We start from the raw sequence: 26,754 nt of genomic DNA, 5'->3' as shown, positions 1-26,754 counted from the left end.
TTGCAGTTCCAAAACTGTGCAGTAATAAAACTGTACAGCGCGACGCGGCAGACTGCTACAGTTTTGGAACTGCAAATTTGTCGTAGACTCGTCGGCAACGCCGAGAAGCCCTGACAGAAAGCGAAGTCCGAATGCCGGTCGACCCGACCCGAACACGCCCGGTCGAAGACCTCGACCTGGCGGATCGCTCCGCGCAGATCCGCCAGGCCCGCGCCGAGGGCGATCAGCCCCCCGCCGGGCGTCTGCTCGGTCTGCCGGAGCTGGCAGACGGGGATGTGTGGGTCGACATCGCCGGGGTTGAGGCCATCACCGGAATCCCCTCGCGCACCGTCACGGGATGGATGGCGCGCGGCGGGCCGAAGAAGGCGCCCTTCCCGGCCCCGCATCGCATCCTGTACCGCCTCTACTGGCCGCTGTCGGTTCTCGAGCAGTGGCACCAGGACTACACGCGAGGAACCTGATCCTCCCGGCCGATCGGCTACTTCGACCTCCCGCCCGCATCGAGACGTGCTCAGTGCTCTTGGTCGCGTCGAGAGCGGATACGCTCGGCGCGTGGTCAATCCGGATCCTGCGGGTGAGGCAGCTGTCGATGCGGCGCTGCGCTGGCTGAGCGAGACCAGCACGAAGCAGCTGCGCGCTGCACTCGCGAGTGCGGCCCTGCCGAACGACCTTCACCCGCACGAAGGGTTCGTTCGAGAACGCCTCGAGGATCCGTTCAAGTGGACTCAGGAACATCGCGTCGCCGTGGCCAAGGCGATCCTGGCCGCCGCCGCACTGCCGGAGTGATGCAGCTCATCTTCAGGTGCGGCTGCGTTGCCACCACCGTGCCCGCTTCTCACCACCAGCCTCGACCGCGGTCACCAGGGGTGGCGACCAGGGGAGGTCGGTGGGGTCGGTTTCTGGCCAGCGGCCCCACTCGTCGGAGATCGTGAACCGCACCGGCCCTTCGCCGGTCACCCGCACCGCGATAGTCCACCGAGCTGGCGGCTCGTCGAGATCTTCGGCGGTGAGTCCGCGGCCGGCCAGCAGCGAGGCCTCCCAGCTCGGGTGCAGCGACAGGTGCACGACCTGCCCGCCGACAGCGGTGATCACCAGCGTCCAGACTGCGGCACCGGCCTTGTCGCGGGCCAGGACAGCCTGGTGGTGCAGCACCCCGCCGGGGCTGGCGCCGAACCGGTCGACCACCTCAACTCGGCTGTTCGTCAGCCCCAGGACCAGGCAACGCCGCGCGACCGCATCCTCGCGCACCCCGAACCGCTCACACCAGTACGGCATCCGCGGGCAGTCCTCGGCCGCCCATGCCTCGATCAACGCGCGATCGTCAGCGGTCGACCAGTACGGGATCCCGGTCCGTTGGTGGGCCTCGACGATGAACGGCTCCCACTCGAACCCCGGTTGTGTCGCGATCCGGCGGAGGAACCCCAGGGCCTTCATCACGCCGGTCGCTTCACACACCAGCATGTGCGCCCGCTTCGCCAGCGCCCGCGAGCTGCGGCCGATGGAGTCGGCGACCTCGTCGTCGGGCAGCTCGCTGGCCAACGCCTCGAACAGTCGCCGGTAGTCGTCCTCGCACCAGATCGCCCCACCGCGGTCTATTTCAGTCATGGGCGAATGATGCAGCACCCCAACGACATCACGAGTTCTCCGCACCCTCTCGCATCATCTACGTGAGCACACGAAAACCGCCCAGCATGCAGACATCTGGCATCTCGGACAGCGCGGCCGCGCCCGCGAGCGAACCAGCCGAGTACAGGTGGCGAGATCGGCGCGAGCGACAGCGTGGCTGCCCCCGCGTCTCACCTCCCAGCACCGTGAAAGCCCACGCCACTCACTGCCACTCGCCCTCTACACCTGGACTTCGCCACTCACGCGCCAGCGACATATCGACTTCGCCACTACACCTGTACTGAACACCCACCTCCACACCCTCAGTTCTCAAGCACACCTCTTGCATCCCGGGGGCACACCTCTTCCACCATCAGTGTCGACCAGGGTTTTCGTCCTGAATTAAGTGTCCGAATCGCGGACACACCTCCTGCACTTCGTGAAGTCCCAGCAGGGTTTTCGTCCGAATAAAGTCATAGGCTGGGCGAATGCACCCGCCCCGGCCCTGCACGCAATGCGGCACGCTCGTCACCTACAGCGGCCGCGGCCGCCCTCGGATGTGGTGCTCGGATGACTGCCGCAAACGCGCGTTCGAGGCCGGTGCGCGCATCGATACCGTCGTCGTCGAACGCGAAGTCGTGCGCAGCGAGCGGATCTCCCCGCAGCGCCAGATCGAACGAATGCTCGACGACCCCGAATCCACCGCACTGCTGATGCGCGTGATCGCGCACCGCTGGCGCACCCAGGGCATCGCCGCCACCGAGAACGAACGCCGGGCGATGGCACCGATACTCGGTGAGATGTGGCAGGCATTCCACGCCGGAAGCAACTCGAAAACGGTGCCGAGTCCGCCCCCGAAGCTGCCCTCGGTCGCGGCGGAGTACCGCGCGGCCGTGGACAAAGTGCTGTCTTCCCCACGCTCGATCGCGCAGGTGCTCAACCGGGTGAAGGAGATGCTCGACAACGACGAACTCTCCGACACCAACGCCAACGCCCCGGTCTACTCCGCGATCATCGGGCTCACCGGGTGGCTACGCCATATCCGCTGATACCGACGTCCACGCAGTTCTTCCGGACGAGTACCCGACCCGGATCGCTGACGTGGCCGGTGGCTGTGGGGGCAAGCGTGCGAAGCAGGCGCGGCAGCTCGTGTGCCAGGCCGGCCGCGCTGGGACTCAGCGACCGCACCCGAACTACAGCTCAGGCCCGCCTCCGCGTGCCGGACCGAGATCGGGTGGGAGATGCCCGCGGTACGTCTCGGGCCCGGTCGACGGCGACTTCGTCGAGCGCGGCCTCGTCGGGTTCTTGCGTTCTTGCGCGCGCCGGGCCTGCTCGGCGGTGCGCTGCTGCGGGGTGAGTTCGGACCGGCGCGTGTGCTCGGTTTCGAGCTTGTCGAGGTTGGTCCGCAGATACCGCTGCAAGTAGCCGGTGTCCGCGTCGAACTCCCGCTTGTCGTTCCGCTGGGCCTGGGCCAGGAGCTGCGCTTCGCGTCGAGGATCGGCGGTTGCTTCGATCCCGTGCCACTCCTCGCGCGGCGACCCGGTCGCCTCGGCGGCGGCGGCCGCCGCCGCACTCGCGGTCGCGGCTTGCGGGGTCAGCTCCGCGATCGTGTTGCGAGAAGCTGCGATGTCCTTCTCCAACTGCTGGCGGGCCAGGAACTTCCGGCGCGGGGTGCCGTCGAGATCCTGCTGCAGCTTCTGCAGCGACCAGTCCTGTCTCTCCTTCTCCCGACGCAGCTTCTCGGCCTGCTCGTCGGCCTCGCGTGCGGCCTCGATCAGTGCGGCTTTGCTGCGCGCGACAGCGATGTCGTCCTTGGCCTTGCGGGTGTGCGGGCCTTCGTCGCGGCGCGCATCCAGGTCGCGGGTCAGCAGCTCGACCTCGGTGCGCAGCTGGTCGAGCTCGCGCTCCAGGGTCTCGTCGTTGAGAGCGCGGGGCTTCAGATCCCTGTCCGCGATGGCGACGGTGGCGACCGCGATCGTGCGAACTCGGGCCTTTTCCTCCGCAGTCAGTTCGACGTAGAACGGTCCCCGCTGTTCCGGCTCGGCCGTTCGTTTCGGCGCCTTCGCTGGCGGCGGGGTCAGCGGGCCCTGCGCGGCCGCGACTTTGGAGCCCTTCGACTTCGGGGGCGGCGGGGTCTTCGCTTCGACTTCGGTCTGTGGTTCGCCGCGACGCTCGGCCGCCCGGATCGCGATCGCGGAAAACACCTGGGCGGCGTCGCGGTCCCACTGGTAGCGCCGCTGCTCCAGCGACTGTTCCCACCGCTCACGCACCGGAAGCAGATGCTGTCCGGTCACGCCTTCGACGGCCAGAGCGCGGGAGAGCTCACCACGGTGCCGATGCGCGCGAGCGACCTCAAGCAGCGCCGCGATCGCGGCGAGCAGCAGGATCAACAACAGGGCCAGAAGCGCCACAGCGACTGTCGCGACGGCGGCGTCTCGGCCCTGATAGCGGTCCGGGCGACGGGGCAGGCGCGTGCCCGCGTCGAGCGGTGTCGTCGACAGCAGCAGCTTGGTCAGGTCCCCGATGGGACGGTCTTTCGCCGTCGGCCGATACCGACGCCGCCTGTCCTGCGCCTGCGCCGACCGGGTCAACTCCTTCGCTGCGGCCGCCAGCGCGCCCGGTGTCTCGCCTTCGAGCTGCTCGCTCCACGCCGAGAACGCTCCCGCCGCTTGGCCCGCGACCCACGCCCACCGCGCGCGATCCTCGCGCGGGATCTCGGCCAGGTGCTGCTGCCAATCGCCGAACTCGACGGCAGCTTGCTGCCACAGCTCGGCCTGACTCTGCGGCCCACGAGACCGTGTCCGAGACCGGCCCGGCCCGTTCGGCGCGGCTGCCTTGTTCTTCCACACCGCGCGCGCGTCGGCGCGACCCTGCTCGGTGTCGGCCCACTGCTGCTCGCGCAGCGCGGTCAGGGTCAAGTCCTTGGCGAGCGTTCCGCCACCGAGCCACGGCCCGGCCTCAGCGCCCTCGCGCAGCAACCGCACCTTGTAGCCGGTCACCTCGTTCTGCCCGCCGGCCGCCCAACGCGGTGCCACCGAAGCCCCGGACTCACGCAGCGCGGTCACGAAATCGCTCTCGCTCTCGGCGCCGACTGCTGCCGTGCGCACCAATCGACGCAGACGATCCCGCTCCGACTCCGGGGTGCGCCCGGACTGGGTGCGCTCGTACTCCGCCCGACTGTCACCGGAGAGCGCACCACCTTGCTCGCGGGAGGCGAGCACCTTCAGCCCATGCCGGTGTTCGAGAAGGTTGCAGACTTCCTGCGAGCGCGGCCAATCTCCTTTGGCCTTGCCCAGCCCGTAGTCGTAGGTCGACACCCGCGACCCGTCGTCGCGAATGAGGGTGGCGGCGATGTGGACGTGGTCCTGGCCGTCGCCGAGCTCACCGGACAACCCGTGCCGTACCGCCGCCCATCGCGCCTGCGCGCGCTTGGCATCCGGTGAGGCGTTGAAGCCCATCTCGGTCATGAAGTCGTGCACGACCGTCGACCACTGCTCGTCGGTCAGCGACTCCCCCGGCTCCAGCGACAGCACGCAATGCCAGACCGGGGCGTCGCGCATCACGCCCGCCTCGCCCTTGTCCGGGCGCTCGATGACATCGACGCCCTTGCCGCGCGCGGCGGTGGCGGCCTTGGCCTTCATCCTCGCCTGGGTGCCGTAGAGCTTGCGTGGGATGTCGATCTCGTGGGCGACCGCGAGCGCGGTGTCACGCGAGGGCCGCTTGGCCTCCGCGCCGTCGAAGTGGTCGAGCCATACCTCGCGCATCACCGTGGGCGAGCCCGCGATGATGTGTCGGTCCTTGTGCTCGTTGTGGTCGCCCTCGCCGAGCAGGTAGACCATCAGCCCGCCGACCTTCTGCCCGCGGCTCACCTTCGGAATCATCGGCCCGCCCTCACCGGCGCGTGGTGTCGCGCGCCAGCTGCTGCAACTCCGTCGCGCGCTCGCGCAGCTCGTCGATCAGCTCCCGCACGTCGTCGAGCACCTCGCCGATCTCGTCGGAGGAGATCACCCCGTTGCTGTTCGCGACGCGGGTGAGCTGGTTGAGGTTCGACCCGATCTTCGACAGGTGCTGCAACCGGATCATGTCCAACGCCTCGGTCGCCGAAAGCACCAACGCCGCGAGCGCTTGACGCTTCGGCCACGTCAACCACGCCCGCGGCTTGCCCGACTTGGTCCTCGCGGGGGCGACTGGATTGACCGCGCACTCACCGAGATACCGGGGCACCGTCATCGACGCTTCCTCGGCCGCCTCGGCCACCTTCGCGTACTCGGCATCGGTCAACCGAACCTTCACGATCCGGCGCCCTTCCGCTGTGTCGATGTTGGAACGCCGACGACGCGAACGCTCACGCGTGATCTCTTGCGAGCGGCGCTCGCCCGTCTCCGTCGGCTCCGCCGCGACCTCCGTGCTCACCCGCAACCACCTCCCTCGTCCGGCCCCCGCCGACAGCCCAGCGCAGCGCCCACCCCGTCTGGGTGGTGACCTCACCCCGAAAGGGTGAGCACAGATACGGGCCCGTATCTGTTAACTTGCTCCGTCGGGATAGCTTCAATAGTAGCGGTTCTGTAGGTGGTGTGTCGCGTTGTGTGTCGGGCTGCAACACAGATGGTTTTCAGCGTGGTTGAGTTGTGTGGGTTCTAGCGTTTCGGGCATGGATGGGTCACATGCTTCGCGTGCTGATGAGCTCGCGAATGAGGCGTACAGGATGTTGAAGGTGGCGTTGGAGGTGTCGGGTGATGTGCCTGAAAGTGGTTGGGCTGGTCAGTACGCGGGCAGCGGCCGCGAGTCAGCCGACCGTGTGATGTGGGAGAGGCTACGGGCGGTCCAGGCGCAAGCGCAGATCCATGCCACGCTCGCGCTCAACGCCACTGCGGGAGCGAGGTGAGCACCGCTCCCGAGTAGTGTTCGGACGCGACAGGGCCCTGGCGGATACGACCCGCCAGGGCCCTGTCGCGTTGATCGGGGGGATCTACTGCTGTTGCGGCTTGCGCAGCTCGATCACCCGCCCACCCCCACCGGTGGTGTCGGCGGCCGCCCGGACTCGCGCCCCGGTGTCGCGGATGCGCTCGATGGTGGTGCGGTGAACCTTGGTCGCCGAGTGCACCGCGTTGACCGTGGCGTCGGCAGCGAGCATCTCCAGCACTTGCGCGACAGTGCCGAGCGGCAAGCGCCGGCCGACGTTGTGCGCCCGCACTTGCTCCGCGAGCGCGGTCCACAGTTCGGCCGCGTCGCCCGCACTTGTCGACGGGTCGAGCGCGAGCGCGGTCGCTACCGGTGTCGGAAGTGCGGGCACACGGTCCGCACTTCCCGTCGCCGTAGTGCGGGCGCTCGCTGTGGTGCGGGCGGCAGGTGTGGGGCGTGGGGCCGAAGTGCGGGCAGCCCGCACCGGGTCCGCACTTACCGCCGGTGCGAGGTCGTCGGCGTCAGCATCGGTCGGGCTCTGCTCGATCGACGCGGCGGTTCGCTCGTCACCGCGCAGCCGGGCGAACATCTCCGCGAACGGCTCTTCGGACTGCGCGTTGGGCACGGTGTCATCGCTGGTGCGGACAGGGAGCTTCGGGGCTGGTGCGGGCTCGGTGACCTGGTGATCGTGCTCGTCGGTGACGCGCACTTCGCCGTCATCGGTGCTTGCGGTCGGCGCCTCGACGGTGTCGACCGCGACCTCGACGGCGGCGAGTGCGGCCGCACTTTCGGCTGGTGCGGGGTCCGCACTTCCCGCACCAGCGGAGTGCGGTGCGGGCACAAGTGCGGACGCGAGTGCAGGCTCGACGGAAGTGCGGTCGACCGTCGAATCCGCATCAGCGGCCCGCACTTCGTCCAGCACTTCGGCGATGTCGGTGACGGAAGTGCGGGGCGCGGGGACCTCGGTGCGGGGTTCGGGGGCGCCAAGTGCGGACGCCTCGGCGCGGGTGCTGATGGCGAAGTGCGCGGTGCTCGTGAGCGCGGACATCCGCTCGGCGATGTCGTCACCGGCTGCATCGGCGGCATCGACTGCCCGCTCGATCGCGAGCCCGTACCGCCGCATGATGGCGGTGTGGGCGAACAACGCGACGCCGACCATCACCGGCGCTACCGCGTGCACCACGGTGTTGTAGACGTCGCCCTTGCCGACGTAGGGGTAGACGTTGAGCCCGATACTCATCGCCAGCAACGTGCCCTCGATCCAGCGGATCGTGGCCTCGCTGTCGGTGACTCGCCACCGCGCCACCGACGCGCTGTTGACCATGAACGCGACCAGCACGGTGGAGATGAACGCTTCGAGCAGGTAGCTCGCCCAGTACAGCGGTTCGCTCGGACCGCCGGGGGCAAGGTTGTGCTGGACGTTGACCGCGCTGTAGAGCATCGCGCCGATAACCACTCCCGCCAGCGCCCGCTCGGACCAGGTCTTCTTGCGGAACAGGTCGGCCACCTGCGCGTGGGCGCTGCCTTGGCGTCGCTGCTCGGCGAGCGCGCGACGGGCGGTGACCAGGTCATCGGCCTCGGCCCGGATCAGTGCTTCCTGCGCACGGCGCATATCGCCCGCGATCGACTGTGTGGATGCGACCTGGGCGAGGCGTTCGTGGCGGTCGTGCTCGCGCACAGCTTCGGCGACCGAACGCTCATCGCGCAGCTCGCGCTCGGACAGTGCGGCTAGCAGTGCCGGGTCGTGCTGGTGGGCGAGACGGTCGTGGGCGGCTTCGATCCGGTCGGGCAGCTGCGCGGTGAGCAGCAAGTCGACTTCTTCGGTGGGTTTGCGTCGGAACATCATCGGGTTCCTTCCGGGCTGGAATCGGGCATGTTGCCCTCGGCGTCGGGCCGCGGTACGCCCGCAGCGTCGAGATATGCGTTGATCGCGGCGTCCACGGTGTCAGTCAGCACGTATCCCTGATTGACGATCCAGTCCAGTCGCGCCAACGTGGCGGACTCCAACTGCGTCGAGAACGGGCGCTTCGATCCGCGCCGCCTACCTCGGCGTGGAGGCAGGGCAATCTTCGCGGATTCGGAGGGTTCAGGCATACCCAATTATAACATGTATGTTATGCATGCATTTGAAACATGCACGCGAAGTGTGGATAAGTATTACGCGCCCATACCTCGCCCATACACGAGTAGGCGGCGTTTGCACCTCGGTATGGGCGTGTGGAGGCAGTACGGTCCTGGCCATGCGGATCTATGCGATGGCCAACCAAAAGGGCGGTGTCGGTAAGACGACCACCACCATCAATCTGGCGGCCGCGCTCGCGAGTTATGGGCGCCGCGTGCTGACGATCGACTGGGACCCACAAGGGCATCTCACCGACGCGATCGGCGCACAGGTGGCCGCGCAGGACGCCAGCCTGGCCAAGGCGCTGCTCGGCCAGTGGAGCGGCGAGCTCGCCGAGCTGGTTCAGCAGGTTGGTGAAGGGCTGTTCGTCATACCGACCAGCGATGACATGTTCCTGCTGGAACCGCAGATGTATGCCCGCACCGGCAGGGAGTACATGCTCTCGCGATTCCTCGACACCTTGGTCGGGATCTTCGACGACGTGGTCATCGACTGCCCGCCGTCGCTGGGCGCGCTCAACGACAGCGCCCTGGTCGCGACTCGTCGACGCCCTCCTCAGGATCAGGTCGAGGGCACCATCATCGTTCCGGTACAGGCAGAGGACTCGAGCATCCGGGCGCTGCGGCTGTTCCTCCGCCAGGTCACCACCTTGCAGGAGGCGTTGACGGTCGATCTCGATATCGCCGGCCTTGTCGTCAATCTCTACGACGGCCGCAAAGGCCGCATCGCCACCTCAACGCTCGCCGCGTTCGAGGGCCACCCGCTGGGTGTGCTCGCGGTGTTCAAGGATCTCAAGGAGGTCCGGGAGTCCTGGCGCATGCACACCACGGTCGTCGAGCACGCGCCGACTAGTGAGACCGCGGACGGATTCCGGGCACTGGCTCGCCGTCTCGACCCGACGTTGGACGCGGTCGCATGAGCGGGCGTCGAGAGCTACCGGGCCCGGACCTCAGCGGCACCGAGATGAACGACGTGCTGCGGTCCCGCATCGACTTCCGCACTCCCCCAGCCGACCCAGTGCCCACACCTGCCCATACACCGACCGCACCCGCCCATACGCAGGTGGAGGCGAGTAAGGGCGGTGTCCGGTCGGGTAAGGGAACCAGGCCAGATCCGGACGGGATGCGACGCGCCTCGTTCTACATCACTCGCGAAGCAGCCGAAGCGCTCGAGCGGGCGGCTGATCGGATCGTGCAGGTGCTCGGTGATGGCACACCGCGCCACGTGGCGCTGTCTGCATTGCTGTTGGCCGGTGCCGGTCAGGTCGACGTAGTTGCGCAGGAACTGGCACGGCAACGTGCTGCCGAGCTGACGGCGCGACTGGCAGCTTTGCCACCCATACCTGAGTAAGGCCTGCCCATACACGCCCGCACTCACTGTATGGGCAGATGTGGACCGGGTGGGCGCCATTGCCTCTGGTCGCGGCTACTCGTCGGTCACTGCCCGCAGGTGCCGCCCGTCTTTGTCGGCACGCAGCTCGGCTGCCAGCGCGCGAGCTTCGGCCGCCTGCTGTGCCGCTTCGGGGCGGTTCTGCTCGGTCGCGATCCGATCGAGCAGCGCCGCCTTCCGGTCGAGGAGCCGCGCGCGTTTGGTGTCGTCGACCCGGTCGAAGGGGTTGCGGTAGAGGTGCGCGAGCGCGTCGAGGACCTGGGTCAGTTCCGCGGTGATGCTCAGTTCGGGCAGGCCGCCCGTGACGGTATGGGCGTCGCCCTCGAGGCCGCGTTCGAGTACCCATGCGTCGAGTCGGCGACCGGTTTCGGTCGGCCGGAAGGCGGCGTGGGGCAGGCGCAGGTTCCGCAGCGGCCCGTCCTGTTCGTAGAACGGTTCATGCAGCGCCTCTTTCCATTCGGTCACGTCGTCGCTGTAGCGAGCGTGTGCGGACTGTCGGCTGATGTCGCCGAGATTCTCGCCGATCCGGTCCCATGAGGAGCTGCGCTCACGTTCATAGATCACCGCTCGCGTGAGCACATCCTGTGCCTGCTCGACCAGGCGGCGGGCGGCGTCGACGATCTCGCCCGGGTGCCAACTGGCGTCGCTGACAGTTGGGACGAGCGAGCCAGCGTGGTCAGCCAGATCGCGCAGTTCCTCGGAGAAGACCAGTCGCGCGAGGGCTGTGGTGCTGTAGGAGTAGCGGTCGTCTTCGTTCGTTTCCATACTGTCAGTCTAGAGCTGACAGACAGTCAATGTCAGGCAAAAACTGACATGTACACATGCCCATACATACCCGTACTAGCGATAAGGGCGTGTATGGGCGTGTATGGCCGCAGCCATCAGTGTTCGCGGGCCAAGCGCGCGATCTCGCGGCAAGCGTTCTCGGCGGCTGCGCGAGAGGCTGCTGCGGTGCTGATCGCGTGCTGGCCGGCCGCGGCCGCTATGGCCCTCGCGGCCGCGCGAGCGGGGGAGTCCGGTGCCGCCGGTACTTTCGCCATAGCCTCGGCGCGTAGCTGCTCGCGGTGAGCGCGGTCCCGGTCGAGCTGTTCGAGTTCGAAGGCGACCTCGCGGGCCCGGTCGAGCAGCATCGGCGGCTCGTCGATGGGGATGGGTTTGAGCAGCCAGGCCAGGTACGCGTACGGATCTCGCGGCCGGTCGAAGATTTTCTTGCCGGACAGGTAGACCTGGTCGAGCGCGGCGTGGACGTCGTCGACCGTCCATCCGCCGTCGACCACACGTCGGGTCAGGACGGCCGCGAGCCCCTGGGGGCCTAGTTGCCGTACCCAGAGCGGAAAACGCTGGTCTGTGCGGCATCTGGAGGCCACTAGCAGGGCACGAGAGTCGTAGGATCGAGCCTTCCGGCGCGGCCGGTTGGTGTCCGTGCCGCGCGAAGCGCGTCTGTCGATCACGTCCTGTGGGGGAGTAACCGAATTCGATGGTGAGATAAAAAAAGAACCATCGCTACGCTCTGGTGGGGTGCCAAAACCCTGGTCGAGGAGTGTTTCGACGAGGTCGTTATCCACAGGGAAGAGCCGGGATTCGTGCAGGGCTGAGACTGCTGCCCATCCGCGCCCCTGGTCCTCACGGTCCCAGGAGTCCAGCCGCTCGGCGCGGGTGCGCTGGCGGCCGGTGAAGACGACTGTCCGGGTGGCGAATACGGCCGTCATTCGCCTGCACCGGTGCACGGTGCTTTCGCTGCGACGGGTGAGTAGCTGCAGCCGACGGACGGTAGCTCGGCTGTTGCGGCCGGTGCTGTAGTCAGCGACTCCGGCCTCGCCTTTCAGATACGCCAGGAAAGTTCTGCGGCTGACGGACTCGATCCTGCCAGCGGCGCGGAGCTCGGCGTAGTAGAGGTCGTAGAGCGCCAGGTTGTAGGCGATCCACCGGTCGGGGGACCACCAGCACGCTGGTACTTCGGAGTACGCGTCGTCGGGCAGCTTCAGCCGCAGAGGCGGGATCTGGATAGGGAGAACACCCGCACGGCGCCTCTGGCGCCGACGTCGGGGAGAGGCGCTACAGCCTCCTGAAATGCGAGAAGGTAGCCCGCGCCGATCGTTCGCAGAATCGTGACCGATCGAACGGCTCTCGATCCTTTGTTGCGAACGCCCAGCTGAGCTACCCTTAAGACCGCTATCCAAAGCGTGGTCCTTCAGGGCCTAGAAGTGCCCCCGGCTGCAACCGGGGGCCTTCTGCGTTTATGGGGTAGGTGTTCCGCGCGTTCTAACCGCGGAACGCTCGGCTAGGCCGAGATCGGAAGCGCCTCCTGTCCAGGAGGAGGGCCCGCAGGGTAGTCAGGCAGGCCGAGCTCGCGCCTCAGCGCGATTTCGAAGAGGGCACGCTTGCTGAGGCCACGGTTGATGACTGCGGCCTCAAGCGCGGCACAGACCTCGTAGCTGAGGTTTGTGCCGACCGGTTTCGTCGGCGGAAGTCTGCGGGGCTGCGGCATAGGTACCAGTACTAGTACTTTTCGGGCCGGAAGGGTAACCGACACGCCGCCTACTGAGCGACATTTCGCGGTGCAGGCTTTCCCGACTCTGCCCAGAACGGGCGTACGGAACTCCAGGAGTCGACCCCGCCTTCGATCTCTTCGGGCGGCACAACAGCACGGATGAGTCCCCACGTTGCGAGCAGCCGCGGGATCACCAGCCGCCGGTCACGGTCTCGCTGTGGACGGATGACGTCTTGGATCCAGCGGTAGGACTGCGCAACCTGGCATTGCAGGGTCTCGAACCGGCTGAGCCACTTCCGGTCGTATGCCCGCCTGGAGTTGAGGCGGAGTACTTCGCGCCACAGGGTGGCCTTGTCGCTCCGGTCGTGGCGGTAGTGAAATTTGTTGACGTAGTGGGTCTGTCGGCCGAGACGTGCCAAGCGCTGCTGGAGGTCGATCTCTTCGTAGAAGAGGAAGAACCCCTTATCGAATCCCCCGGCGAGCACGAATGCCGCTCGGGGGATGAGCAGGAACGCACCCATGTTCCAGTCGACGCGGCGATCGTCGGTGTAGCCCGCAGGGGAGCGCTGTAGCAGTGGCTTCTTTCGTGCCTTTTGCCACTCCAGCGGCACCGTGGGGAACTTGTCCCAGGACCAAACAAGGTCGCCGTCGAAAGACTGCTGCTGAATGCCGACACATCCGAATTCGCCGAACCGCGCGACGTATTCGAGTAGATCGGCCAGGTCGCAATCGATCGATGTGTCCGGATTCAGGAGCAGGACCATCTCTACGTCGGGCCCGAGGCTGTCCACTGCTTCGTTGCAGGCCGCTCCAAAACCCACGTTCGTCCCGGCGAGGACTTGGTTCACGACCGGGTGCCGCTCGGCGATCTCGATCGTCAGATCCGATGAGCCGCAGTCACGTACAACCACCCATGCCTCGCCCGCATGGGACTGGAGTGCATCCAGACACTGAGGCAGGTCGGGCGCATTGTTGTAGGTCACGATCACTACACCGAGGGCGGTGGTAGGCGTCGACATGCTGTCCCGTTTCTATGGTTCGAGATCGCGGCCGATTTTCCAGACGCTTTCGAACCAGCGCTGGCATTCCTCGATGAACTGGGATTGGAACGACTCCCGATCAGCTTGGTCGGTCTCGAGGTGGAACAAGTTGGCGTTCTTGCCGACTAGGTCGAGCATCACGGTGTCCTCGCCATCGAGCGGCAGCTGGTGTTCCTCGATGGGGTAGAAGCCGAAGAAGGCGTCGATCTGATTGATGACGTAGAGCTTGAACAGGGGTGCGGCCGGGTAGACGCGGATCTGCACAGACGCGGACTCGATCAGCCCGATGCGCTTGAGTTCCAGCACTTCGTCGTGAATGCCGAAGGCGTGGCGCTCCATGATCCGTTGCATCCGGCGACGGAACGCAGGACTGTCTGCGAGGTCCGAGGCCCGGGAGGGGAGCGACCATGGCGTTCCCGGGTCCGGGACGAGGATTCGGACGTCGATGGACTGGGGCCGGAATCGTCCATCGCGGATCTTGTCCAGCGGCTCGGAGATGGCGCCATGCAGGGTCTCGGCGGCGAATCCGGCGAAGTCCACTGTCACCTTCGGCTCTACGAAGGCCCGCTCGAGGTGAGGGCGTAGCCCAACCGGCTTGCTCGTGCGCTCCTTCACGAACACTCCGGAGCCGGCGCGACTGAAGACCAGTCCCTCAGTGCGGAGTTCGGCAACTGCCTGTTGCGCAGTCACTTTCGACACGCCGTACCGCTGAGCAAGTTCGGGCCCGCTCGGCAGCTTCTCTCCTGGCTTCACCTTTCCGGTGATGATCGCGGCGCGTAGCAGGTCAGCGAGCTGCCGCCTAGGCGGGCGGGGGTCGTCAGGGTCGATCGCGCTCATGCCTATCAGCATAGAACCTGCCTAAAACCTGCATAAGCGACCTATCCAACTCTTGACCTGCATATGCAGGTTGGTGCACCATGGACCTGCATAGGCATCACGGAAAGTTCCGGAATTACCGCAGCAGGAGGCCCTTATGACTGTCGATCTCTCCACCGCTTCGAGCCCCGAGGATCTGGTCCCCGAAGACCTGATCCCCGCGAGTACGGCAGCCGCCCTCGTCCATGTGGACGCGAAGACCATCAAGAACTGGATCAAAGCGGGTGACCTGCGCGGATGGCTCCTCAACGGCCGTCACTACCGCGTACGACGTAGCGAGCTTCTGAGTCTCGTTCAGCCCGTCGCGACCGTGAGCAGGGACCACTGATGAACATCCCGACCACTCGGCGCCGCGATATTTGGCGTCGCGCAGCAGCTCCCACCATCCCCGTCGTGTACGTCGCCGACGGGCACATGGTCAGCGAGGTCACCGCGCACCACGCCGACGTGACGGTCACCGGCCGCTGGGTCGTCGACTACCTGCCGGGCCGCCACCTCACCCGCGAGCAGGCCATGGCCGCCCTGCAGATCGCGATCGCTCCGGACAAGCCGGAGGTCGAGCGCTGGTCTGCCACGTTGGGATTGACCAGCGCCGAGGCTCTCGGCTACCTCGCCATGTCGGTGGGGGTGTGACCGCGATGAGTGACACCTACACCACCAGCAAGGGCGTGCAGTTCGCCGTCGGGCAGCTGTGGACCGACATCTACCGCGACGGTGCCCGCGTGCTGCTGGTCACCGATATCGCCGATCCGACAACGGATTTGAAGGGCCGCCAGCACGCGCAGGTCTCCTACCGGGTGGTCGTGCGTGAGGGTGCGCGGATCACCTCGGCGCGGGTGCAGCGCATCGATGCCGACCGTCTGGCCGATCCCAAGCTCTACGCCCAGGTGACCGACCGCAAGCTGGTCGCCTGGGTGCGGGGGACCAGCGTCGCGGAATCGCCTGCGGCCGTTGACATGCCCGCTGACGTGACCGGAGCACAGGTCACGGTTGCCCGCGGCTACGTGCGCGCCTGCGTCGAGTACGTCACCGCCGAGCCCGAGCATCACGCAGCGGTCGAGGCCACGTCCGCCGATGCCGTGGTCCGCAAGGCGCTGCGGATGTGGCCCGATGGCGACTGGGCCCACTTCTGCGAGTACTTCGCCAGCGACATCCGCACCGCCGAGCAGGAGGCGCGGTCATGAGCCCCCGGACCCGCTACGTCGACTACTACCTCCCTGTCGGGCCCGGCGCGGGCGGCAACACCGTGGCCACGATCTTCGCCGCGTTCGGCCTGATGATCGCGTTCGCGCTGCTGGTGCTGGTCGCCGTGGTGATCGCGTTCCCGGGCTCGGACTACACCTCGGTGGAGTACACGCCGGTTCCGGTGACCTCGGCCCCGGTCGGGGGTGAGCACCGGTGAGCGCCCGAATCTCTATCGAGCCGATCTTTCTTGTCGGCCAGGCGTGCAGCGGCGTCTATGAGGAGGCGTTCTTCCCGGAGACGCGCAAGTTCTCCGAGCGTCGCCCGGCGATCCGGTTGTGCCAGGCCTGCCCGGTGCTGGGTCAGTGCGCGGCCTACGCGGCGCAGTTGGTGGAGAGCAGGGCCATCTCCGGGTGCGTGATCGCCTCGGTGTACGTGCCGAACGTCGCCGACCTCGCCCGCGGTGCGAAGGAGCGCGCGGTCGCGGTCGCGCAGCTGAAGGCCATCGCCGCTGACGCGCCGGCCACGGGCGAGGTGGCTGCGTAATGGCGACCGAGACCGCCCGAGTGCGGGTGTTCCAGCTGGTCCGCGACGTCGATGTCACCGGGTTCTCCGGGATCGGCGTGGTCGCGGACGGCGTGATCTGGCCCGACGGTGCGGTCTCGATGCGCTGGCGCGGCGCGGTCCGCACAACGGTCGAGGCCCAGCGCCTGGCCGACATCGAACTCATTCATGGCCACGACGGCGCGACTCGCGTCGTGCTGTCGGCCGATCTCATGGAAGGCGTCCTGTGATGGACCGCAGTGTGAAAGCCCCTGGAAGCCAAGGCAATTTCGAGGACTGGAAGCCGGTCATCGCGGTCGGTACCGGCTTCGGACTGATCGAGTCCGGTGCGATGTCGATGCGGATCGGCACCGCCCTCTACGGCGGCCCGATCCAGGACGTCCCGGTCAATCCCGTCAACATCCTGGTCGGACTGGCCACCCAGCAGCTGCACTGGACCTGGGCGGCGACCGGCGGCGCAGCGACTCTGCTCGCGGGCACCGCCGCGACCGTCGCGGGCAGCGTGTGGGCGTGGGACGCGGCGTGCGAGAAGTGCCGCGAGCTGCTCGACGAGCGCCGCAACCGCAAGGTGCAGGGCAAAGCTGCCCGCGGTAAGACCCCGCGTCGGGCTCGTCGGAAGAAGGAGTCGATCGACGAGCGCGCGAAGTTCATGGCCCGCGACGGCGAGCTGACCGACATGAGCCGACAGGCGATGACGGCCAAGGCCGCCAGCTTGCAGGTCGCGCTCGCCGAGGGCGACGAGCCCGGCGTGCTGATCGGGCGTGCGGTCGTCAACGGCACCGAGCTGTATGCCTCCTACGAAGACCTCCACGTCGATATCTGGGGCCCGCGTCAAGGCAAATCGACTTCCCGCGTGATCCCGGCCGTGCTCGACGCGATCGGCCCGGTGGTCGCGACGTCGAACAAGCGCGATGTCGTCGACGCGACCCGGGAACTGCGCAAGCAGCGCGGTGGCCGGTCGTGGGTGTTCGACCCCCAGGGCGTCGCGGCCGAGCCGGTGAGCTGGTACTGGGACCCCATCGAGTGGGTGCGGGGAACCGACGACGGTATCGGCGCCCAGGAACGCGCCGCCGAACTCGCCGGGCACTTCGCCGACGGCGGTGAAAGCACCTCCAAGGACTCGTTTTTCGAGCCCGAAGGGGAGGACCTGCTCGCCGGGCTGTTCCTGGCGTGCGCGATCGCGAAGCGCCCGATCACCCAGGCGTTCGCGTGGGTGACCAAGTTCGACAACACCGAGCCGGTCGAGATCCTCGATGCCGCCGGTTACGAGCTGCTCGCCGGTGCGCTGTCGGATCAGTACCAGGCCCCGGAAAAGCAGCGCTCCGGGGTGTTCTCGACCGCGAAGAAGATGGCCAGCTGCCTCAAGTACAGCCGGGTCCGGCCGTGGGTGACCCCGCCCGAGCAGGACGAGGCACCGCGCGAGGCCTTCGACGTCGATGCGTTCGTCACCTCCCGCGACACCTTGTTCCCGCTCTCGCGTGAGGTCAAAGGCTCGGCGGGCCCGCTGGTGACCGCGCTGTGCGCGGCGATCGCGGGCGCTGGTGAGCGTGAGGGCACCCGCAACCCGGGCGGGCGGCTGCCGGTTCCGCTGCTGATGGTGCTCGACGAGGCCGCGAACATTGTTCGCTGGCGCGATCTTCCCAAGCAGTACAGCCACTTCGGCTCGCGCGGGATGGTCGTGATGACGGTCTTGCAGTCGTGGGCCCAGGGCGTGCGCTGCTGGGGCGAGGACGGCATGAAGGCGCTGTGGTCGGCCGCGAACGTGAAGGTTCTCGGGTCCGGCCTGGACGACGCGAACTTCCTGCGCGACCGCTCGTCGCTGGTCGGTGACCACTACGAGCTGGTCAACGCTGTCTCGCGCAGCCCGCAGGGTGACCAGTCGACCTCGACCTCGCGGATCACCGAGCGCACCCTCACCGAGTCCGACCTGGCCGCGATCCCGCGCGGGCGTGCGGTCGTGTTCAGCGCTGGTCGCCGCGCCGTGCTGATCGAAACGGTGCCGTGGATGGCCCGCCCCTACGCCGCCCAGGTCTCCAAGGCGATCAAGGCCGCCGAAAGCGCCACCGCCGCACAGGTTTCCGATCCCAAGTCCGCACGGGCGCGTCTGCGCATCGTGCCCACCACCGAGGAAGGCAAAACCGCATGACCACGACCGAGAACATCACCGAGATCCCCGCCGACCACCCCGCCGATGGCGAGCTGCTCGGCACCGAAGCCGCGGCGGCCGCCGCCAAGATCGTCCCGCAGATGGACCTGTCCGAGGCCATCGAGGCCGCGATCCGCAAGGCGGTGAGCAACCAGCTCTCGGCAACGGCCAAGACCGTCGCCGAGGGTGTGCTGGGCGAGCTGCTCACCGATGAGGTCCTCGCGGGGATGCGGGAGACCGCGATCCTCGAGGCCACTGCCGCGATCGACCCGATCCCGGCGCCGGAGCCCGAACCGGAGCCGGAACCGGCCGCTGAACAGGCACCCGCCGACGAAGAGGCGGAGGAGGAGCCCGCTCCGCAGCTGCGGTTCGAGAACGCGCGCAAGTTCGTCGAGGGCTATGTCGTGGAGGTCTATGCCCGTGAGGTCATCGTGCGGGGTAGCGAGCAGCGTCTGCGCTGGTGCCCGCAGTGGTGGGAGCACGCCGAGGTCATGGCGCGCATGGAGGTGCTGTGGCGGGCGTTCGAGCACCTGCGTCAGGGCAAGGGCGCCGAGCCGTCGGAGTTCTGGCTGTTGCACCTGGACCCGCACATGTCGCGCATCCTCGATCCGGAGGGCCCGTTCAAGTACTGCACGGTCGCCGGTGGGCATGTCGAGAAGCTCCAGCCGCTGCCCACCGGCGACGACGCGCCCGCGGCGACCTTCCCGTCGGGCTACTACGAGCGCCCCTCGGGCCTGTTCGTGCGTGAGGCGACACCCAGCAAGGCCGCGAAAGTGCCTACGTCGTGGGAGTTCCCGTGACCGAGCAGACCACGGGACCGCGCAGCTGGGTCACCGTCACCACCAAGCTGGAGTCGGTGATGGGTCCGGGCCGCACGGCTGGGTCGTGGACCCAGTACTGCTGCCCGGTGCACGAGGCCGACGGGCGCCGTCACCGGCCGAGCTTGGGCGCGAAGTACCTCGCCGATGCCGGGCGCACGAAGATCGAGTGCTACGCCGGTTGCCCCGACGAGCAGATCCTCGACGTCCTCGGGCTGCAGGTCCGCGACCTCTACGACACTCCCCGGGGCCCGGGTCGGGGTCATGGCTCGCGGGCACCGCAGCCCACCCGAGCACCGTCGCGGGCCGAGCGGGCGATCGAGGCGGCCGGGCTGCCGCTCCAGTCCCACAAGCCCGACCTGGGCGTACAGCGGTCGGGGTGGCGTTCGACCGCTGGCTATGAGTACGTGCGCGCCGACGGCAGCGTCGCGGGTGCTGTTCGGCGGCGCGAAGCCCGGTTCGAGCACGGCACCGGCAAGCAGTTCGTGCAGCACTCCTGGAACCCGGGCACCGGTGCTTGGGATCCGACCGGCTTCGAGAAGATCCCCTACCGGCTGCCGCAGGTCCTCGACGCCATCGCCGACGGCGACCGGGTGCTCTATGTGTGCGAGGGCGAAAAAGACGTCCACGCAGCCGAATCCGCTGGCCTGGTCGCGACGACGAATGCGGGCGGCGCCTTGAACTGGACCGCCGAGCACGCCCAGTGGCTCGAAGGTGCGCCGACGGTGATCGTCGTCGTCGACCAGGACGCCGCGGGCTATCGCCGGGCCGAGAAAGTCATGTCCTCGCTGGTCGGGTTGGTCCCGCGTGTGCGGGTCGTCGGTGCGGCCACCGGCAAAGACCTGCACGACCACTTGCAGTGCGGTCACGAAATCGCCGATCTGGTGCCCGTTGCGGGCCTGGACCCCTTCACCCCTATCTCCGAGCCCACGCCGCCGGCGGCGGGCGACAACGTCATTCCGGGAGGAACCCCTATGTCTGAATACCTGCTCATGCCCTCTGGCGATGCCCCGGCGCAGCAGTCCGACGACCTCGACAGCATGAGCATGCAGTGGCGGATGTTCATGCAGGCGATGATGCAGAAGCTGTTCGAGGCGGTCAGCGAAGCGATCGAACAGAAGATCCGCTACGACGAGTGGAAAGCCCAGCTCGCCGAGGAAGACCGGCGCAAAGCCGATGCCGAGCAGGCCGCGGCGCGGGCGGCGGCCGAGGCCCGGCTGCGCAAGCTGCGTGAGAAGGGCCTGACCAACGCCTCGCGGACCGAGATCGCCGAGGCGGTACGCGATGCCGCGATCTGGGCGGGTGACTCGGCTTTGGCCAAGCAGTCGCTCGACGAGCTCGCCGTCCACGTCGAGAAGCGTTACGGGCTCCACATCGATGCCAGCACGGGAACGGTCACCCCGTCGGCACAGACCGAGCAGGCGCCGGAACTGCTGGTGGCGTTGCGCCAGGCCGAGATGGAGCGCGCCGATCAGGCCCGGCTGCGTATCGCGCAGAACCGGATGGTGCAGATGATCGCCGCCCAGGCCGATCTCACCGATGAGGTGAGAGACGAGCTCTACGGCGAGATCGCCAAGTGGGTCGACAATCCCACCCCCAAGCAGCTCGACCTGCTCAGCAAGAAGCTCAAGGCCACCGGCGTCGGCGAGGAGACCACCACCAAGATGCGCCTGGTGGCGGTGTATCTCGGCCAGCCCGGTCAGGTGGTCCCGCTCGGGCAGCTGGGTGAATACGAGTCCGCGGTGGCCACCCGTGAGCTGCGTCGACTGCCCGAGGCGCTGGTCTCCCACGGTGAAGAGGCCAAGGCGCGGGTCGACGAGCTGCTGGTGCGCTACCAGGATGCGCAGCGGGTCGGTGGGCCGACCGCCTCGCTGCGCGAACGTCTCGCCGAGACCGTCGCGGTGATGGACCCCGAAGATCAGCAGCTCGCCCGCGAGCGTGGCACCGCGATCCGGTCGGACCCGACCGGGAAGTTCGCGAAGCTGTGGCCTGAGCATGTCGACCGTGACGAACTGACCAGCGCGGTCCGGGTCTACGCCACCGTGGCGCCCAAAGCCGATCTGGCTGCGGGCAAAGCCGCCGCCGAGGGCAACCCGGCCGATCCGGACGCGGTCGCGCTGGCCAAACGTGCTGCGGTGCACCGCAAGACGATCGAGAAGGCGATCGACAAAGGCAAGGGCCTGCACGAGCTGGAGCGTGATCAGTTGCGGCTGATGCTCGCCGACATCGAGGCGGGCAAGTCGGTGACGCCGGAACTGATGTGGCTCGACGAGCGCACCGCCGCCTCGGTCGACCGGGAACGGGCCGAGCGGATCGCGCAGCAGACCGCGCGCACCACCGAGCGCCAGGCCGAGCAGATCCTCGAATCGGGAACGACGCCGATCGGCGCCACCCGCAGGTCCGGGGTGGAACTGAAGCGGGTGATCGACGCCCACACCCAGCTCGCGACAGGGCGGGCCAACCTGCCCGACGTCGAGCAGTCCGGCCGCCTCGAGCAGCTCGACGCCAAGCTGCAGACCCTGCGCGTGCCCGAGGGAGTGCGCAACCGGCTGCACCATCACCTCGACCAGAGCGCCGGAGACGCTTCTGTCGTCGGCAAGCAGGCCCGACGGATCGCTGAGGTCTGGGCCGAGCGCCGCGATGCGGTCGTCGAGGCGAACTCGCCCCAGCCGCAGGCCGCTGCTGGCTACGACTCCGAGGATCGACGTGCCCAGATGGCGCGCGACCTGAAATCGGCGGGCCTGAGTCCGGCCAAGGTCGCGCAGCGGATGGCCGCCGACGCGGGTGCCGCCCACCCGGCGGCCGCGGCGACCCAGACCAGCGCGGGGGGCAAGAAGCGCACCACCCGTCGTGGTGCGGGTGTGCAGCGCACTCATCACCGGGGTAAGGGCCAAGGCCCGTCGATGGGCCGCTGAAGACCTCGGGGGGATCTGCAATGACCGAGCTCGACGTCTATCCGTGGATGGCTGCTCCCTCGCACTTCAAGACCCGCCGCCAGCTTCGTGCGGCGGGTCTTCGCCCCAACGGCCAGGAGCCCGTCGCCGTGATGCGGCGGATGCGGCGCGGCCGCGAGGTGACTGCCTACCTCTACGACGTCACGAAAGCGGCGCCGAAGCGTACCGCCTCACCTGCCCAACTGCTCGCCGTCGCGAAAGCCGTGCGGGCACACCAGATCCGCGCTGCCGAACGGCGCGGGCTCTCTGTCACCGACCTCGACGCCACCGGAGATCCCGGCTCGGCGTGGACCACTGAGAAGGGAAACACCATGTCCGATAACACCGAAGCCGCCGCAGAAATCTCCACGATCCTCGCCGAGGTCGACCAGCTCGCCGCCGGTGGCGTCATCCCTGCCCATCTGGCGCAGACGGTGCACGCCACCGTCAACGGCGACTTGCTATCGGTGCCGGAGCAACTGGGTGTCCCGACCGGGCCGGGCCAGCAGCTGGCGTACCTGTTCGCGGCGCAGGCCCTCGCCGCGGCCGATCATCGACAGGCAGTGATCGCCGAACGCGATGAGCTGCTCGGCACCGCCGACGGCGAGCAGGCGGCCGGCCTCGATGCGGAGCGGGCCGCCGAGCTCGCCGCCGCCGAGCAGGAGCTGGGCGGTGACTCCCAGTGGTGGCGCAACCAGTTCGCCACGGTCGAGGCCCTCACCACCGCGTTGACCTGGCACGAAGAATCCGATGTTGCGGCCGCGACGCTCACCAAGATCCTGGACTCGTTCGAGTCCTCGTGGGGTGTGGTCATCGACATGCAGGACCGGACCGTCAGTATCGACCCCGGTTTCGACCCGGCCGCCAACCAAGCACTCGCCGAGGCCGCGAGTTTGTGGGCACGGGAGTCTGCCACGATGGACTTCGTCGCCACGCTCCCGCTCGACGCGACCGCGAAAGCTGCTGTTGTGGCTGCGGTCTCGACGTGGCGGGGCGAGACCCTGCCGGGTGAAGATCCCGGTGAGCACCTGACCGACGCCGGTACCCGTCGAGCCCAGCTCGCCGCCGACCTCGCCGCGGTGAGACTGACCCCCACCCAGCGCGAGCAGGTGGAGTTCACCGTCGACTACCTGCGCGGCGATGTGGCTGGAGTCGACCTGCTGGCGACCCCGGTCTATGTCGATCCCGGTGAGGAGATGCGCGGCCGCGCCGCGAAGCTGCTGGAAGGGTTCGCGACTGGCAAGGTCGAGGGCACCGACGTCGCCGAGCAGATCGCGGTGATGGTCCAGGCCGACCAGGAGACAATGCGTGGTCTCGGTCGTGCGTTGCACGCGGGCACCGCCACCGAGGAATCGTTGCGGGTGTGGTCGGAGTACGCCGATCGCGAGGTTCTCTCCGCCCAGCTCGCCGCCTACGTCGAAGACCACGCAGCCTTCCGTGAGGCTGCCGTCGATGCTGTCACGTCACGCAACGTCGGCGCGGACATGGCGATGGCGGTGTCCTACGCCGCATCTCGGCGCGACTACCTCGACAGCGCGGTCAACAGCGAAGGTCTCGCACCACTGGAGCGCGCGCAGATCCGGCTCACTGTCGACGACATCGAGTCCGGGCGGATCACCCGCACCCAGGACCTGCCCGAACTGCTGTGGGTCGACGAGCGGTCCAAGGCTCAGGTCGATCAGCAGCGCACAACCACCACCGCCCGTGAGCTCGCCGACGGGAAGAAGGAGATGATCACCGCGCTGCTGGCGGGCGCGGACCTGACCGGAGGCAAGGACAACCACCTGCCCCACACCACCAATGCCTTGGCCGAGACGTTCTACACCGTCGCCGTGGGCGCACCGAACGGCGTCGACGAGCAGGTCAAACGATTCAAATCCCAAACCGGGCAGCTCGGCAACGAACTGCGCTCCGCGCGGGCGGGCGCCGACGTCCGAACCGGAGTGCAGCAGGTGGTGGACTCCGGCATCCAGTCCGCATGGCAGATGGGCCAGTCTGCCGCCAAGCGTGAGGCGGGATGGAAAACGAAGATGGGCGGGGTCCTGACCACCCGCGACAACAAGCTGGCCCGCCAGGCCGCAATAGACGCGACCGCCAGCCACGCACCGTCGGCCCGCGACCGGTCGTGCATAACCCGCCCCGAACGATCCGCTGCTGCTCGCGCGGCCGCTGACCCCGCGCGAGTGGGCGGGCGCCGCAACTTCCGTGAAGGGATCGAGCGGTGACCGAGCACGAAACCGTCGACCTGTATGTGATCGCACGCCTCGACGACGACGGCAACGTTGCCATCGCAGACCTGTTCACCACCGAACTGTTCTTCACCACCGACGGGGCACTCGACGGCCGCGGTGTGGGGTCATGGTGGGAGTCGGTCTCGACCGCACAGGGCGAGGCGGTAACCCTCGAAGCCCTCGACGGCGCCCTCGCCACCTGCGGCTACGTGCGGATCGGAGAGTGGAGAGAGCGGGTAACCAACTCGGGCAACACCCGGTTCTTCGCCGACGCGGTCACCCGACTAGAAGCCCTCAACTCCTGAACTCGAGATACAGGTGAGCCCCAGAGCTTCGGCTCTGGGGCTCACCCGTATCTCGGGGTGGGACTACACCGAAAACATCAGGAACAGCAGGACCGCGCCGATACCGACCATGACCGCCAGGGTGAGCAACTGCCGGTGCAGCGGTGCACGGATGCTGCGGGAGCGGGCGCGCTCGTCTTCACGGACCTGCAGATACACGCGGAAGGCCCGCAGCTCGCCGGGCGTGATCGGTTTGGGCGCCGGCCGACGGTTCGGACACGTCGGGGTGTAGTGCCAGGCATAGACACAGGTGATGTTCCCGCACAGATACCGCAGCATGATGGACCCCTCCTCTGCCCGACCAGGCGTGACGAGCGTAGGCGCCGCAGACACGATCACGCAGAAACTGTTCCGGTGCCTGGGCGTTTGGCGACCACTACGGCGCCCTCACCCACATCGAGCAGCAGCTTGCCGAGGGTCTGCTCGTCGACCGGATCCCCTGCGATGAGCACCGTGCCGTGCGTCTCGGTGTCCTCGGCGTTCAGCTGCATCCCCGATTCGGCCCAGCTCAGCAGGGCGCGCGGGACGTAGACGGCCGAACCGTCGATGCTGGCGATGCCCTGCACGATCAGGTGATCGCCATCGGTGTCGTACAACGCAGGGAACCCGCTGTCTTCCGAACCGCAGCCGAGCAGACGCAGCATGGGCATGAGCCCTCCTCCAGTTCGTGTGGTCACTACGGCTGTGATCGTTGCAGACCGTTCAGGCCGCGATGTCGAACAGCGTCAACTCGGCCGCGGCCGCCGCCCGCTGGTCGGCACGTTCACGGGCCGCGCAGGTCGGCCCGATGCCCTCGGCCACCGACTTCGTCGACAGCAGCCATCCGTGGCACCTCCTGCAATGCGCGACAAGTCGGACTTCGGCGCGATCTTCAGGCTCGGTCATGCGGTTCTCCTCCAGCCGGTGAGCAATCGGCGGACCCACGATCGCACAGGACACCGACACGAAGAGAAGCCGTCGCGATCCTGACCTGCGACGTGTCCGGTTTCGCGCACGAAATTGAGGCGCCTGGCACGACACCGCGTGCCGAAAGCCGAATGCGATGGCCATGACAGTGTCTCGGCCATCGCATTCGACAGTTCTGGGCGCTTTCCGCTGGTCAGTTCTGGCTAGCGACGACCCTGGAAGGCATCGGTTCGCTATTCCCGATAGGGATGCCCTCGTAGGTCGGGGTCGGACGCTCGACGCGGAAGGGTGCGTGATGGATGGCGCGAGCCAAGTTGGTGATCCCCTCGTGCACCCGCCTCACCGCGATGCGGGACTCTTCGCCGCCTTCCCGCGCCGCGCGCTCGGGGTCCATGTAGAAGATCGCCCCGAAGAGACGGCTACTCAAGAAATCGGCTGCCTCTCGCACATCCGGGTCGGGGTGGCCATGGACCAGGCTCAGCAACCTGGACCGGATCTCTCGCCTCCACTCAGCGTCGAGTTCGGCTTCAGGCAGTTCCAGCGGATCGGGACCCCGGTCGATCCCGGCGGCGTCGCGGGCAGACACCGCGACGACCGACGGGAACAGCTTCTGCTTCCAGAACGCCTCGACCGCGACGAACGTGTCAACGGTGGCGGGGTGAAGAGCCTTGATGAACGCCCTGTACTCGGCGTTGAGAACTTCCGAATCACTCATGGCGCCAACCGTATCCACGAGGCCCGACAGACGGCGGCGGCACCCTTGCCGCCCCGCGCTGACCGATTCAGGTCAGCGCGGACCCGGCGGCCGGACTCTTTGTCTCGAACCCGAATGCGCTGGTGCCCGTGTAGGAAAACGCCGACGGAGCGTTGCGGGCTAAGACGGCGCGGGTGATCACCTGGTGCAGCTCGCTGTCGGAACCCGCGGCCAGCGCAGTGAGTTCGTCGCCGGTCAGTCCGCTCACGGTCAACCTGCGCTCGCGGGGCTTGGTCGGTTCGGAGTCTGCCCAGGTGTAACCCTCGAGCAGCACGGTGAAGTCAGTCGGCGCGCACCCGGTCTCAACAGCAGCTCTCAGCTCGGCGGCGAACGTGGCGTAGGAATCGGTCTGCACGTAGTACCGACCACTAGGCAGGTTGATCCTCGGCGACGGCTCACTGGTCACGGGCATGCCTTTCGTCAGTTGAGTTGGCCGTGGTCGCGCAGCAGT

At 67.7% G+C, this 26,754-nt stretch carries 30 protein-coding genes; 16 read left to right on the top strand and 14 right to left on the bottom strand.

From position 1 onward, the window contains the following. Positions 1-131 precede the first annotated feature (131 nt). On the top strand, positions 132-461 hold the full coding sequence (locus NA12_RS32210; RefSeq protein ID WP_067460378.1) for a helix-turn-helix transcriptional regulator: 330 nt from the start codon (positions 132-134) through the stop codon (positions 459-461). Positions 462-552: 91 nt separating this feature from the next. Next, positions 553-786: a hypothetical protein gene (locus NA12_RS32205; protein ID WP_067460375.1), complete on the top strand. Its 234-nt coding sequence runs from the start codon at positions 553-555 to the stop codon at positions 784-786. A gap of 12 nt (positions 787-798) precedes the next feature. Here the strand turns inward: NA12_RS32205 and NA12_RS32200 are convergent, their stop codons facing one another. Beyond that, positions 799-1,605 carry a hypothetical protein gene (locus NA12_RS32200; protein WP_067460372.1) on the bottom strand — a complete coding sequence of 269 codons (807 nt, stop codon included), beginning with the start codon at positions 1,603-1,605 and terminating at the stop codon, positions 799-801. A gap of 488 nt (positions 1,606-2,093) precedes the next feature. On the opposite strand from NA12_RS32200, the gene NA12_RS32195 reads away from it, so the two are divergent. Beyond that, a complete protein-coding gene (locus tag NA12_RS32195; RefSeq protein ID WP_132370473.1) occupies positions 2,094-2,654 on the top strand; it encodes a hypothetical protein in 561 nt (186 codons plus the stop codon). Positions 2,655-2,798: 144 nt separating this feature from the next. Here the strand turns inward: NA12_RS32195 and NA12_RS32190 are convergent, their stop codons facing one another. The 4 genes from NA12_RS32190 to NA12_RS34020 form a co-directional block, all read right to left on the bottom strand. Then, positions 2,799-5,474 (bottom strand): relaxase/mobilization nuclease domain-containing protein, encoded by a 2,676-nt coding sequence (locus NA12_RS32190; protein WP_132370475.1) that lies wholly within the window; start codon positions 5,472-5,474, stop codon positions 2,799-2,801. A gap of 22 nt (positions 5,475-5,496) precedes the next feature. Then, on the bottom strand, positions 5,497-6,018 hold the full coding sequence (gene mobC, locus NA12_RS32185; protein WP_067460363.1) for a plasmid mobilization relaxosome protein MobC: 522 nt from the start codon (positions 6,016-6,018) through the stop codon (positions 5,497-5,499). 556 nt (positions 6,019-6,574) lie between these two features. After that, the gene (locus NA12_RS32175; RefSeq protein WP_067460357.1) at positions 6,575-8,353 is read right to left on the bottom strand and encodes a hypothetical protein; all 1,779 of its coding nucleotides are present in this window, start codon (positions 8,351-8,353) and stop codon (positions 6,575-6,577) included. Further along, positions 8,350-8,601 carry a hypothetical protein gene (locus NA12_RS34020; protein ID WP_132370477.1) on the bottom strand — a complete coding sequence of 84 codons (252 nt, stop codon included), beginning with the start codon at positions 8,599-8,601 and terminating at the stop codon, positions 8,350-8,352. Before NA12_RS34020 ends, NA12_RS32175 begins: the two co-directional genes overlap by 4 nt. Positions 8,602-8,747: 146 nt before the next feature. Between NA12_RS34020 and NA12_RS32170 the strand changes: the two genes are divergently transcribed. Next, positions 8,748-9,548: a ParA family protein gene (locus NA12_RS32170; protein ID WP_067460354.1), complete on the top strand. Its 801-nt coding sequence runs from the start codon at positions 8,748-8,750 to the stop codon at positions 9,546-9,548. After that, positions 9,545-9,979, top strand: coding sequence for a hypothetical protein (locus tag NA12_RS34015; protein WP_132370479.1), 435 nt, complete (start codon positions 9,545-9,547; stop codon positions 9,977-9,979). The genes NA12_RS32170 and NA12_RS34015 overlap by 4 nt, the downstream gene beginning before the upstream one ends. Before the next feature lie 75 nt (positions 9,980-10,054). Here the strand turns inward: NA12_RS34015 and NA12_RS32160 are convergent, their stop codons facing one another. The 4 genes from NA12_RS32160 to NA12_RS32145 all read right to left on the bottom strand — a co-directional run bounded on the left by NA12_RS32160 (position 10,055) and on the right by NA12_RS32145 (position 14,386). Next, positions 10,055-10,783 carry a hypothetical protein gene (locus NA12_RS32160; protein WP_067460348.1) on the bottom strand — a complete coding sequence of 243 codons (729 nt, stop codon included), beginning with the start codon at positions 10,781-10,783 and terminating at the stop codon, positions 10,055-10,057. A 116-nt stretch (positions 10,784-10,899) separates the two neighbouring features. Further along, positions 10,900-11,727, bottom strand: a complete 828-nt coding sequence (locus tag NA12_RS34010) for a hypothetical protein (protein WP_132370481.1) — start codon at positions 11,725-11,727, stop codon at positions 10,900-10,902. A gap of 829 nt (positions 11,728-12,556) precedes the next feature. Beyond that, positions 12,557-13,528 (bottom strand): glycosyltransferase, encoded by a 972-nt coding sequence (locus tag NA12_RS32150; protein ID WP_084473350.1) that lies wholly within the window; start codon positions 13,526-13,528, stop codon positions 12,557-12,559. A 12-nt stretch (positions 13,529-13,540) separates the two neighbouring features. Continuing rightward, entirely contained in the window at positions 13,541-14,386 is an 846-nt protein-coding gene (locus tag NA12_RS32145) for a winged helix-turn-helix domain-containing protein (RefSeq protein WP_067460381.1), read from the bottom strand. Between the two features lie 136 nt (positions 14,387-14,522). Here NA12_RS32145 and NA12_RS32140 point away from each other — a divergent pair, with 136 nt between their 5' ends. The 11 genes from NA12_RS32140 to NA12_RS32090 are packed head-to-tail and all read left to right on the top strand — an operon-like array spanning position 14,523 to position 24,604. Then, positions 14,523-14,753: a helix-turn-helix domain-containing protein gene (locus NA12_RS32140; RefSeq protein ID WP_067460339.1), complete on the top strand. Its 231-nt coding sequence runs from the start codon at positions 14,523-14,525 to the stop codon at positions 14,751-14,753. Beyond that, complete coding sequence (locus NA12_RS32135; protein WP_067460336.1) at positions 14,753-15,058, top strand: hypothetical protein; 306 nt, start codon at positions 14,753-14,755, stop codon at positions 15,056-15,058. Before NA12_RS32140 ends, NA12_RS32135 begins: the two co-directional genes overlap by 1 nt. 5 nt (positions 15,059-15,063) lie before the next feature. Continuing rightward, positions 15,064-15,609 carry a hypothetical protein gene (locus tag NA12_RS32130; protein ID WP_132370483.1) on the top strand — a complete coding sequence of 182 codons (546 nt, stop codon included), beginning with the start codon at positions 15,064-15,066 and terminating at the stop codon, positions 15,607-15,609. After that, complete coding sequence (locus NA12_RS32125; protein ID WP_067460330.1) at positions 15,606-15,827, top strand: hypothetical protein; 222 nt, start codon at positions 15,606-15,608, stop codon at positions 15,825-15,827. The genes NA12_RS32130 and NA12_RS32125 overlap by 4 nt, the downstream gene beginning before the upstream one ends. Beyond that, positions 15,824-16,153, top strand: coding sequence for a WhiB family transcriptional regulator (locus NA12_RS32120; protein WP_067460327.1), 330 nt, complete (start codon positions 15,824-15,826; stop codon positions 16,151-16,153). The genes NA12_RS32125 and NA12_RS32120 overlap by 4 nt, the downstream gene beginning before the upstream one ends. Then, positions 16,153-16,401 carry a hypothetical protein gene (locus NA12_RS32115; RefSeq protein ID WP_067460324.1) on the top strand — a complete coding sequence of 83 codons (249 nt, stop codon included), beginning with the start codon at positions 16,153-16,155 and terminating at the stop codon, positions 16,399-16,401. The genes NA12_RS32120 and NA12_RS32115 overlap by 1 nt, the downstream gene beginning before the upstream one ends. Then, a complete protein-coding gene (locus NA12_RS32110) occupies positions 16,401-18,317 on the top strand; it encodes a type IV secretory system conjugative DNA transfer family protein (protein ID WP_067460321.1) in 1,917 nt (638 codons plus the stop codon). The genes NA12_RS32115 and NA12_RS32110 overlap by 1 nt, the downstream gene beginning before the upstream one ends. Then, positions 18,314-19,117, top strand: coding sequence for a DUF4913 domain-containing protein (locus tag NA12_RS32105; RefSeq protein WP_067460318.1), 804 nt, complete (start codon positions 18,314-18,316; stop codon positions 19,115-19,117). The genes NA12_RS32110 and NA12_RS32105 overlap by 4 nt, the downstream gene beginning before the upstream one ends. Further along, entirely contained in the window at positions 19,114-22,050 is a 2,937-nt protein-coding gene (locus NA12_RS32100; RefSeq protein ID WP_067460315.1) for a toprim domain-containing protein, read from the top strand. Before NA12_RS32105 ends, NA12_RS32100 begins: the two co-directional genes overlap by 4 nt. A 20-nt stretch (positions 22,051-22,070) precedes the next feature. Continuing rightward, positions 22,071-24,293 carry an RRQRL motif-containing zinc-binding protein gene (locus NA12_RS32095; protein WP_067460312.1) on the top strand — a complete coding sequence of 741 codons (2,223 nt, stop codon included), beginning with the start codon at positions 22,071-22,073 and terminating at the stop codon, positions 24,291-24,293. Beyond that, positions 24,290-24,604, top strand: a complete 315-nt coding sequence (locus NA12_RS32090; RefSeq protein WP_067460309.1) for a hypothetical protein — start codon at positions 24,290-24,292, stop codon at positions 24,602-24,604. Before NA12_RS32095 ends, NA12_RS32090 begins: the two co-directional genes overlap by 4 nt. Positions 24,605-24,667: 63 nt before the next feature. Here NA12_RS32090 and NA12_RS32085 read toward each other — a convergent pair whose 3' ends face one another. From NA12_RS32085 to NA12_RS32065, 5 genes are all read right to left on the bottom strand, one after another. Further along, complete coding sequence (locus tag NA12_RS32085) at positions 24,668-24,982, bottom strand: hypothetical protein (RefSeq protein WP_132370485.1); 315 nt, start codon at positions 24,980-24,982, stop codon at positions 24,668-24,670. Further along, complete coding sequence (locus tag NA12_RS32080) at positions 24,979-25,293, bottom strand: hypothetical protein (RefSeq protein WP_067460304.1); 315 nt, start codon at positions 25,291-25,293, stop codon at positions 24,979-24,981. Before NA12_RS32080 ends, NA12_RS32085 begins: the two co-directional genes overlap by 4 nt. 52 nt (positions 25,294-25,345) lie before the next feature. Beyond that, complete coding sequence (locus tag NA12_RS32075; RefSeq protein WP_067460301.1) at positions 25,346-25,528, bottom strand: DUF6011 domain-containing protein; 183 nt, start codon at positions 25,526-25,528, stop codon at positions 25,346-25,348. 214 nt (positions 25,529-25,742) lie between these two features. Further along, positions 25,743-26,264, bottom strand: a complete 522-nt coding sequence (locus NA12_RS32070) for a hypothetical protein (RefSeq protein WP_067460298.1) — start codon at positions 26,262-26,264, stop codon at positions 25,743-25,745. Between the two features lie 67 nt (positions 26,265-26,331). After that, positions 26,332-26,709, bottom strand: coding sequence for a hypothetical protein (locus tag NA12_RS32065; RefSeq protein ID WP_132370487.1), 378 nt, complete (start codon positions 26,707-26,709; stop codon positions 26,332-26,334). Positions 26,710-26,754 lie beyond the last annotated feature (45 nt).

Source organism: Nocardia alba NBRC 108234 (assembly GCF_001612665.1).
In the GTDB taxonomy this organism is placed as follows: Bacteria; Actinomycetota; Actinomycetes; order Mycobacteriales; family Mycobacteriaceae; genus Nocardia; species Nocardia alba.
This window is presented reverse-complemented; position numbering and strand designations above follow the sequence as displayed.

Excerpts from the sequence above, each read along its gene's own strand:
- NA12_RS32080 (WP_067460304.1), bottom strand. The coding sequence starts at position 25,293 with ATGCCCATGCTGCGTCTGCTCGGCTGCGGTTCGGAAGACAGCGGGTTC.
- NA12_RS32210 (WP_067460378.1), top strand. The coding sequence starts at position 132 with ATGCCGGTCGACCCGACCCGAACACGCCCGGTCGAAGACCTCGACCTG.
- NA12_RS32200 (WP_067460372.1), bottom strand. The coding sequence starts at position 1,605 with ATGACTGAAATAGACCGCGGTGGGGCGATCTGGTGCGAGGACGACTAC.
- NA12_RS32150 (WP_084473350.1), bottom strand. The coding sequence starts at position 13,528 with ATGTCGACGCCTACCACCGCCCTCGGTGTAGTGATCGTGACCTACAAC.
- NA12_RS34020 (WP_132370477.1), bottom strand. The coding sequence starts at position 8,601 with ATGCCTGAACCCTCCGAATCCGCGAAGATTGCCCTGCCTCCACGCCGA.
- NA12_RS32140 (WP_067460339.1), top strand. The coding sequence starts at position 14,523 with ATGACTGTCGATCTCTCCACCGCTTCGAGCCCCGAGGATCTGGTCCCC.
- NA12_RS32170 (WP_067460354.1), top strand. The coding sequence starts at position 8,748 with ATGCGGATCTATGCGATGGCCAACCAAAAGGGCGGTGTCGGTAAGACG.
- NA12_RS34010 (WP_132370481.1), bottom strand. The coding sequence starts at position 11,727 with ATGACGGCCGTATTCGCCACCCGGACAGTCGTCTTCACCGGCCGCCAG.
- NA12_RS32070 (WP_067460298.1), bottom strand. The coding sequence starts at position 26,264 with ATGAGTGATTCGGAAGTTCTCAACGCCGAGTACAGGGCGTTCATCAAG.
- NA12_RS32105 (WP_067460318.1), top strand. The coding sequence starts at position 18,314 with ATGACCACGACCGAGAACATCACCGAGATCCCCGCCGACCACCCCGCC.
- NA12_RS32135 (WP_067460336.1), top strand. The coding sequence starts at position 14,753 with ATGAACATCCCGACCACTCGGCGCCGCGATATTTGGCGTCGCGCAGCA.
- NA12_RS32075 (WP_067460301.1), bottom strand. The coding sequence starts at position 25,528 with ATGACCGAGCCTGAAGATCGCGCCGAAGTCCGACTTGTCGCGCATTGC.
- NA12_RS32195 (WP_132370473.1), top strand. The coding sequence starts at position 2,094 with ATGCACCCGCCCCGGCCCTGCACGCAATGCGGCACGCTCGTCACCTAC.
- NA12_RS32115 (WP_067460324.1), top strand. The coding sequence starts at position 16,153 with ATGGCGACCGAGACCGCCCGAGTGCGGGTGTTCCAGCTGGTCCGCGAC.
- NA12_RS32160 (WP_067460348.1), bottom strand. The coding sequence starts at position 10,783 with ATGGAAACGAACGAAGACGACCGCTACTCCTACAGCACCACAGCCCTC.
- NA12_RS32110 (WP_067460321.1), top strand. The coding sequence starts at position 16,401 with ATGGACCGCAGTGTGAAAGCCCCTGGAAGCCAAGGCAATTTCGAGGAC.
- NA12_RS32125 (WP_067460330.1), top strand. The coding sequence starts at position 15,606 with ATGAGCCCCCGGACCCGCTACGTCGACTACTACCTCCCTGTCGGGCCC.
- NA12_RS32130 (WP_132370483.1), top strand. The coding sequence starts at position 15,064 with ATGAGTGACACCTACACCACCAGCAAGGGCGTGCAGTTCGCCGTCGGG.
- NA12_RS32145 (WP_067460381.1), bottom strand. The coding sequence starts at position 14,386 with ATGAGCGCGATCGACCCTGACGACCCCCGCCCGCCTAGGCGGCAGCTC.
- NA12_RS32095 (WP_067460312.1), top strand. The coding sequence starts at position 22,071 with ATGACCGAGCTCGACGTCTATCCGTGGATGGCTGCTCCCTCGCACTTC.
- NA12_RS34015 (WP_132370479.1), top strand. The coding sequence starts at position 9,545 with ATGAGCGGGCGTCGAGAGCTACCGGGCCCGGACCTCAGCGGCACCGAG.
- NA12_RS32175 (WP_067460357.1), bottom strand. The coding sequence starts at position 8,353 with ATGATGTTCCGACGCAAACCCACCGAAGAAGTCGACTTGCTGCTCACC.